Annotated in this window: 9 protein-coding genes; 4 read left to right on the forward strand and 5 right to left on the reverse strand. The window is 46.2% G+C overall.

Features of this window, described 5'->3' with window-relative positions; all coding sequences use genetic code 11:
• The first annotated feature begins 1026 nt into the window (after window positions 1-1026).
• Both QT973_RS26590 and QT973_RS26595 read left to right on the forward strand, forming a co-directional pair.
• Window positions 1027-1944 (forward strand): tyrosine-type recombinase/integrase, encoded by a 918-nt coding sequence (locus QT973_RS26590; protein ID WP_333392537.1) that lies wholly within the window; start codon window positions 1027-1029, stop codon window positions 1942-1944.
• A gap of 141 nt (window positions 1945-2085) precedes the next feature.
• Window positions 2086-2409, forward strand: a complete 324-nt coding sequence (locus QT973_RS26595) for a hypothetical protein (RefSeq protein WP_333195930.1) — start codon at window positions 2086-2088, stop codon at window positions 2407-2409.
• Between the two features lie 80 nt (window positions 2410-2489).
• On the opposite strand, the gene QT973_RS26600 is transcribed toward QT973_RS26595, so the two are convergent.
• From QT973_RS26600 to QT973_RS26615, 4 genes are all read right to left on the reverse strand, one after another.
• Window positions 2490-3008, reverse strand: coding sequence for a DNA-binding protein (locus QT973_RS26600; protein WP_333195928.1), 519 nt, complete (start codon window positions 3006-3008; stop codon window positions 2490-2492).
• Window positions 3005-3451, reverse strand: coding sequence for a DUF6932 family protein (locus tag QT973_RS26605; RefSeq protein ID WP_015211867.1), 447 nt, complete (start codon window positions 3449-3451; stop codon window positions 3005-3007). Before QT973_RS26605 ends, QT973_RS26600 begins: the two co-directional genes overlap by 4 nt.
• 444 nt (window positions 3452-3895) lie before the next feature.
• On the reverse strand, window positions 3896-4081 hold the full coding sequence (locus QT973_RS26610; protein ID WP_333273595.1) for a hypothetical protein: 186 nt from the start codon (window positions 4079-4081) through the stop codon (window positions 3896-3898).
• Window positions 4082-4718: 637 nt separating this feature from the next.
• Window positions 4719-5102, reverse strand: a complete 384-nt coding sequence (locus QT973_RS26615; protein WP_333195921.1) for a hypothetical protein — start codon at window positions 5100-5102, stop codon at window positions 4719-4721.
• A gap of 176 nt (window positions 5103-5278) precedes the next feature.
• On the opposite strand from QT973_RS26615, the gene QT973_RS26620 reads away from it, so the two are divergent.
• Both QT973_RS26620 and QT973_RS26625 read left to right on the forward strand, forming a co-directional pair.
• Complete coding sequence (locus tag QT973_RS26620; RefSeq protein WP_333273598.1) at window positions 5279-6133, forward strand: hypothetical protein; 855 nt, start codon at window positions 5279-5281, stop codon at window positions 6131-6133.
• 58 nt (window positions 6134-6191) lie between these two features.
• Window positions 6192-6569 (forward strand): hypothetical protein, encoded by a 378-nt coding sequence (locus tag QT973_RS26625; protein WP_333136107.1) that lies wholly within the window; start codon window positions 6192-6194, stop codon window positions 6567-6569.
• Window positions 6570-6974: 405 nt separating this feature from the next.
• Here the strand turns inward: QT973_RS26625 and QT973_RS26630 are convergent.
• On the reverse strand, window positions 6975-7676 hold a 702-nt coding region (locus QT973_RS26630), incomplete at its 5' end, for a ParB/RepB/Spo0J family partition protein (protein WP_333392540.1).

Below are 7676 nucleotides of genomic sequence, written 5' to 3' on the forward strand. Positions count from 1 at the left end.
TTTGCCCAAAAATAGCTCAAAACCTCTGCCCTAGTATTTTTGGGTATTTATACTCATTGCAAAAGTGACACGCTCCCTCGCCCGCTCCCGCGATAACAAGGACAATCGGCTTCCCTGCCAGCTTGATAGGGCGATGGGCGTCAAGCAATCGTCAAAATCGTCAAAAATTTGCAGTATATCCCCAAAATCCATGCTGAAAAAGCGTTTGGGGAGAATCGTCAAAAACAATGTCAATAATCGTCAATGAAAGTTAGAAGCTGAAAGCCTTATAAATACGATAGTTTAGAAGAATCGTCAAATCGTCAAACAAAATTTGTCGTGACCTTGAGTTAGGACACTTGTGAGGCATCAAGTCCTCAAAAGCCAAGGTTATGTCGGATGCTGGTTCAAAACGCTACAGGGAAGTTAGTTGCTCCCGAGTGTGATCGCGAATGCCTGCCGATCCCTTTTTTGCAAAAGCTTAAAATTAGCGTTGACGATTTGACGATTCCCTAAAACTTTTACTCCATAAGCACTTCAATCGTCAATAACAGCTTTGACAATTCAGAATCGTCATTGACGATTGTCAATCAGATAGCAGTGGCGACCGGATCATGTCAGGCGCAAGTCGTCAATGACGATCGCGACAGGTCGCTCAACCAATCGTCAGAATCGTCAAAAATAGAGGGGCTATTCCCCAAACTTATAGGTGGAAAGCATTTGGGGAGAATCGTCAAAAACAATGTCAAAAATCGTCAATGAAGCTTAGAAGTTGAAACCTTTACAAACAGGGAAGTTCAAGAGAATCGTCAAATCGTCAATAAATTTTAGTTATAAGTAGTGTTGAGACTCAAAATTGAAACTGAGTATTTTTACAGCCCAGCAAATTTTCTGCACGTATTCAAGTTGTCTTTCAAGGTTGAATCTTGTGCTATTTGCACCCCAGATTCAGGTAATCTGGTCTGGAAAGGCACATTATGAGGCCGGCTATGGACTTAGAACACGCTGCTAATTCCTTTGGAGAGATAGCTTCGACGCGCGACAAGCGTGGCAGAGCTGTTAGCTGCCAAGCGCTCTGTCAACACAAGGGGGGCTTATGAGAAAGATTTGTACGATTTTTTTATGACAATGACGGGGCAGGAACCGCATCCGGCATTAGTTCGCGAGTTCCTACGGCTGAATCGCTTCGCCGCTGTCGCGGTGGTTCTCAAATATAAAGCCAAACTAATCGACAAGGGACTCAAGGAAGCGACGATTAATCGGCGACTGGCGGCGATCAAAAGTTTGGTGAATTTTGCTCGGAAGGTGGGCGAGTGCGAGTGGAGTTTGGTAGATGTTGAAGGAGAGAAGGTGGTTCCTTACCGGGATACTACAGGGTTTGGCCGAGTTGCTTCTGAGAATGTGGTGGCGATGCAGTCGGTGTTGTCCATTCCTGACCGGAGTACGCCCCAGGGAAAGCGCGACTATGCAGTTCTCCGGCTGCTGTGGGACAATGCATTGCGCCGGGGAGAAATCGGCGGCGCCAATATAGGCGACTTTGACCCGCTAGCCCGAACTCTGAACATTTACGGCAAAGGTAGGGGAACTCAAGCGCAGCTAATTGACTTGCACAACGCGACGGCAGATGCGATTTCTGATTGGCTGAGCGTGCGGGGAGCTGCAATGCCCCAAGATCCTTTATTTATTGCTTTGACAAAGCGGGAATACGGGTTGAGGTTGAGCGGGTACGCTATTTACAAGCTTGTTTTCTCAACTTGCTCCGCTGCGGGAATTCCTAAAAGAATCAGCCCGCACAGAATACGCCACGCTGCAATTACGACGCTGTTAGATGCAAGCAATGGCAATACGCGAATGGCGCAGAAGTTGAGCCGCCATACCAGCTCGAACGTCCTTAATTGTTACGATGACAATCGGCAGAGCTTGCAGCGAGAAGCGTCGGGGCTGCTGGCTGATTTGGTGCATTGAGTTTAGATTTGTATGTTCGGATTGTTAAATAGGGAACTGTTTCTATTTCAGGCAATCCCATCAAGAAAAAGGACGGGGTTTCTATCCAAGTTTCTGATGAAAGGCGATCGCCCCAAAATCGATCGAGCCTCCACGTGTTGAATGCTGCTGGCGTTTTGCGCTCAACCCACTGCGAACTCAGTAAATTTTAGGCAATCCCCATCCCGATCGACCCAGTTTTGGCACGCTCGCCACTGGCGAGCGTTGCCGAAGCTTTATTGCAACTGCACTCTGGCCGAACCGACTCCGGCTGTATTGTTCTCGGGCAATTTCCAGTATGAAATTGCGGGGGAATTAGAAGGGGAAAAGCTGCATCATTTGTACGAGCTTCTGGAAAACTGGCAGCCCGATTTAGAGGCTTACCGGGAAATTGTCATCAAGCGGTTTTTGGGACAAGAAACCGAAGAGTTGCCGGCTGCCGCGTAAAGAACGAGAGGAAATAAGTTTATATTGTCTGAGGCTGTTTGAGAAGCTTAATATCAGGAATAGCCAATCGGGCCTAACATTTATGATGCTTTAGCTGTCAGGTTAATTTTTTCCTTTCGCCACTTCCGGGCGCTTTGTTTGACAGCTTCTATTTCCTCAAAATCTACTCGAATCGCGGCGATTTCAAATTCTATGCCTAAAACCGTACTAACTTCGAGGATTTCTACAAAACTGGCGCATTGATAATCTGTATCTTCATACTGCCTAACTCGCTGTTCTTCAATTCCTAGTATTTGAGCCAGTTCTTGTTGGCTGATTTGGGCTGCTATTCTCGCTTTAATTAAAGCATCTGGCAGCTTATTTATGCTGTCAATTTTAATGAAAATCGGCTGATTTCTCTCGCACTTAATTAGTGTTTCGTATTCAGCAATCTCTGCTTGTAAAGCCGTCAAATGAGATTGTTTGACATCGCGAGAAAGTTGCCAACCATCAGGGTCTTTTTTCTTCAGTTCTTCATCTCGTTCTAACGCCTTAAGAGAATCTTCAAATCTGCGGGCGCATTCTTGGCTGGATTCATACTCTTTTTCGTTTTTAATCATGGTTCCCACCTTAATATATCTATGGCTATAATCCCTTTAGGGTTTAACTCTCTGTCGCGCAGAAAGAATTCTAAAGAAGTTAATCCGCTATCTCCTACAGGTTGGTCCGAACGAAAGATTTCACCTTTATATTTGGATTTCTGCGCGCTGCGGTCTAAATTATTTAGCAATCTCGGGGCATTTTTTCTCAGATAATCGTAATCCACATCTTCCGGTTCCCAACACGCATCAAAATCACCTGGTTTTGGCTTGCTACTAACAAAACTACCGTTAATATAAATAGTTCTACAGCCTGCTGCTTTTAATTGGGCGAGTGCCAACTCCAAACCATCTATCATTCGCTGCCTCGTAGAATTAGTACCAAATCTATTTTTAAACTCCTCCCATTCGCACCAATGCACTCCCGGTGGCAAGTTGCCGTTCTCATCAAATTTAGGAATCATGCCCTCACACCTTTACACCTTAACACAATTTTACTGTCAGTTTTTAATGACTGTTGGTTTGCTCAGCATACCTGAATGTTTGGGAAAAAGCGATCGCGATTTGTCATAATTAATAAGTTGTAACAGGAACGCTCGATCGGACAAAAGTCGCTACGCTAGCACAGCCTGCAACAGTTTTCAAACGCATGAGGTACGATCGGTAAAGTACCAAGTGTATTTTGAGCGCTCGCGCGACGAAAACAACGAACCATTGTGCGAGATCGCACAAATTCAATTGCTTGTAGAAAAAGTCGCGCTCGCAATTTGCATTCTCATCTAGCTGTTGTTTGATTCAAGCGCGTGAAGCGCAGCTATCCCGAGCGTAACTCGCCAACTTTTACCAATACTTATCCTACCTCAACTTGAGAAGCATTTCGCTCTAAATACTCCCGATACTCGGCTTCATTACCCAAAAGAATCGACAGTAACTTGACCTTTAGCCAACGGTTCTAAAACCGATTCGATCGGCACCCACTTGCAATAACAAATTACAATAATATCGAAATACGCGATCGGATCGAAATATGCGATCGCACCGCCACTCAATCCTGGACTGTCAATACGGGGTAAAGTCGGGATACGATCTTGCACAAGACAATACATGAAGTTTTGCAACAACAAGCGATCGCACAAATCGCGGTTTACCTGTTGGATATTAGTACAACATTCTCAGTAACGGGTGCTAAATTATACCGATTTTTAGCAACAAAAAAGTTGGATTTTGCAGGGTTAGATCGATACCCAAACGCGACGAATGTCGGACGAAATACAGACAAAACGAGACGCTGCAAATTTATTTTACGCGGAGTCTATAGAGTCTAACGAAAGTCCCGCTTCCGCCTACCAAAAGTCCCGCTTCCGTCCCGATGAAAGTCTAACTTCATCGGGATTCGTAACATTTAATTTACATTGCCTCAAAGCCATACAGTTCAGGGAACTTCCCACTACAAAAGGCTAAAAACGCTCCGCTCCGCGTTTTTGTCCGGTGAGGCTCTCGCATGAAAGAGACAACAATCGCCAAGGAGGTGAGGACGTTCTGAATTCCTGAAACCCTTGATTTTATTGCCTTCAGGCCTAAACCCTAGACCCTAGACCTCAGTCCCTCACTGTACATCACGGGGGGTTGCGCCAGAAAACTAAAAACGCTCCGCTCCGCGTTTTTGTCCCCAGTAAAAAAGGGATAAATGTTCTTGATGGAGATTGTGCTTTCAAAAATGGAACGTGAATCTCAACCAATGGACGATCGGCCCAAGCATGAACGATCGAACCAATTACCCGCAGCCAATTGCGGGCCGCTCACCTGAGATTGCGATCGAAGAACAGTTTTTTTACGGATAATCTCTGCAATATCATCCATAATCTCTGCAAGCTCCGTCTCATCCATTCCCAAAAAAACCGGAACTCGATCGCCAAGAAACAAACTGAACAAATATCGCTGCGGCTCCAGAGGAAGCGAACTAATCATTGCCTCAAGACTGTCGCTATAAACCCGCTGCTTCCCTTTTCTAAACTGCGAAATCATTTGCTGGCTTACGCCTGACTGCTCCGACAACCATTTAGCAGTGATCCCGTAGTATTCAAGGGTTTTGTCGAGAGCTTCATAAAACTTCATTTTTATTCAGCCATAACTGAAACTATATCATATAATTAAGTAATTACTTAATTATTGTTGCCTACTCAGACAAGCTCAATATAGCACAAACATTATGTCTGAAGAAAAAAGCTGGCGATCGACCGGAGCGGGGAAAAACCTGAAGACTTGCAGCTCTTGATGCAGGAGTTTAATAAATGAAAGCAATTAATAAAGCTAAAACCAGATCGAAAGCCAAGTTTCAACCACAGCCTCCGGCAGAACAACCGGTCGATTGCCCTCAACATGAAAGCGACGCTCAACAAGCGATCGACTGTGCGGCACCTTTGACAACTGACTCAATTGCTGAGTTGCTGCCGTCAGTCCCAGCAGGGTTTAATATCTCGCAAGCCTTACCGGAGTTCGATCTAGAAAGCTTTGACAAACAAGAATTGCTAAGCCGAATTGCGTCGGAGCACAGACTAATAGAGCGCATCGAGCGAAAGGAACTAGAGCTAGCTTTTGCAAAGTTGAACTGCGCTCGCAATGCGGGTTTGCTGCTGCAAGAATTTAAGCGACGGTGCAATTATGGAGAATTCCTGAGCTGCTTGGAGTCGGCGGGAATTCGCCCGCGAACCGCACAGGACTACATGGCGATTTCAAAATATTGGAACCTTATCGAAGCAAAAGCGCGGAGCTCCGCGTTTTTGAAAGATTGCGAAACACTCAGCATCAATTGGGCGCTCGCTGCTGTTCGAGATGAAAAAAAATCTTTAAAGAAACCTTTGAAGTCGGCAGCAGCAGCCAGCAACCCAGACAGCGGTCGAACGTCGAGCGCGCCAGAGCAACCTATTTTGGATTTAGCGATCGGATCGCCGCCCGTTGAAACAGTACAACTGGCCCAAGGGGATTTAGTTCAAATTGGCAACAGCAACGCCCTCTATGGCGGAAATACGGGCACTGTCAGAGGTTTTGCCAACGGTGGGCGATCTGTTATAGTTCGCCTTGACGGAGGTTCGGTTCCCTCTGAAATATTTAATCTCTCTGACGCGGGTTCCGCTCCCGATCCATAAAGTTGTTGCACCTACTGCACCTGCTACAATCGCTAGCGTCACGCAAGAGCAAAATGCAATGGCAGCAAGTATCGGACTAAGCAACGGTAAAACAGTATTGCCCGACTTTGGCAACAGCGATCGAATTCGGATGGAACGATCTGACCCATTCACTGTAGACGATCGACCTTTTGCAACCGCGATCGAAATTGAAGGAAACGGCGAAGCCGCACGCTGGTACGAAGAAACAGCAATCGGCGTTATCAGCAGTTCCGAAGGTTTCGACACCAATCAAGCTGCACGAATGGTCTGCGAACTTTTAAAAGTTGACTTTAATCGAAGAACAAAGGCTACTTTAGAGCTTTTTTCTTATTCACAATTAAAACAACTACTGCAATTGTGCGAGGCAGAATTAGACAACTGCAAACAAAGAGCGAGCGCTCTCGCCGATCGCTAATGACTATCTCTCGACTTTTTGGGCTTTAAGTTCTGAATTGTTAATATTTTTTAGAGAATATTGACCGCCAAATAAAACCACGGTTGCGGCGTGGTTTGCTTGCGGTTGCGCGCGGGCGCTCGCAGATTAAAGCTGCCGCGATCGACCGCGGCAGCCCCAAAAAAATTTCGACCCTCAGTCGGCTAATTTACTGCCTGCAATAGACGAGCGATCCAAATCGCTCTCTCGATCTCAACAAAATTGAATAGTGCTGGTCTTGGCTAAAAAGTCGCACCCGCAAACAACTCGATCGATTTAATTGTTTGCATTCTGGCGATTGAGGATGTCTTGCGTCTTGCGTCCGCCGCCGACGAAAGCGGTTGCTATAATTTGGTGAATTTAGGTGGCTTTACTTTAAAATCCGCCTCAATTTTCCAATCCCTCACCCACCAAAGCTTCCAGTTCAGCTAACAGCTTCTCTAGTTTCTTCTGCTTTTTGGGGTCATCCCAAACCTTAGACTTTTTCACTCGCTGCAAAGCTGCATCTACGCGACTTTTAAGCGATCGGTCCGGTGCAGTCGCCGGACCTATACTTTTCGCTTTTAAATCGGCAATGCGCTGTTTGATTTGCGTCAGGGAGAGGTCGAGAGCGATCGCCTCGAATAACAATTGGGAGCGCTCTGAGCTATCCTTAACTCGGGCGATCGCTCTGGCTTTAGTATACTCAATCTGTCCTTTCCGCAGCGCTCCAATCACATCATCTGGCAGGTTCAGCAACGGGAGGCGATTGGTTCGGAAACTTTCTGGAGTGTACTTCCCGACGAGTGCAAATATATCGCTTACTATTTCCCACTCCGAGCTGTGGATAACGTTATCCACACCAGCGCGTTCCGGGTGCGCGGCCGCTCCGAGCAAAGCAATAACTGACGAGGAGGTAGAGTTCAATTTCATTGCCAGCAATTGCAGAATTCCCTCAGTTTCCTCAATCGCATTCAAATCTTCCCGCTGCAAGTTCTCCAGCAGTGCAATAGAGAGAGCCTCTGTGTCTGTCAGTTCCCGAATCACAACAGGAATCTCAGTCAAACCTAACGACGAAGCGGCTCGATAGCGCCGTTCTCCAGCCACCAA

This window comes from Microcoleus sp. Z1_A1, from assembly GCF_036700305.1.
Classification (GTDB): Bacteria; Cyanobacteriota; Cyanobacteriia; order Cyanobacteriales; family Microcoleaceae; genus Microcoleus.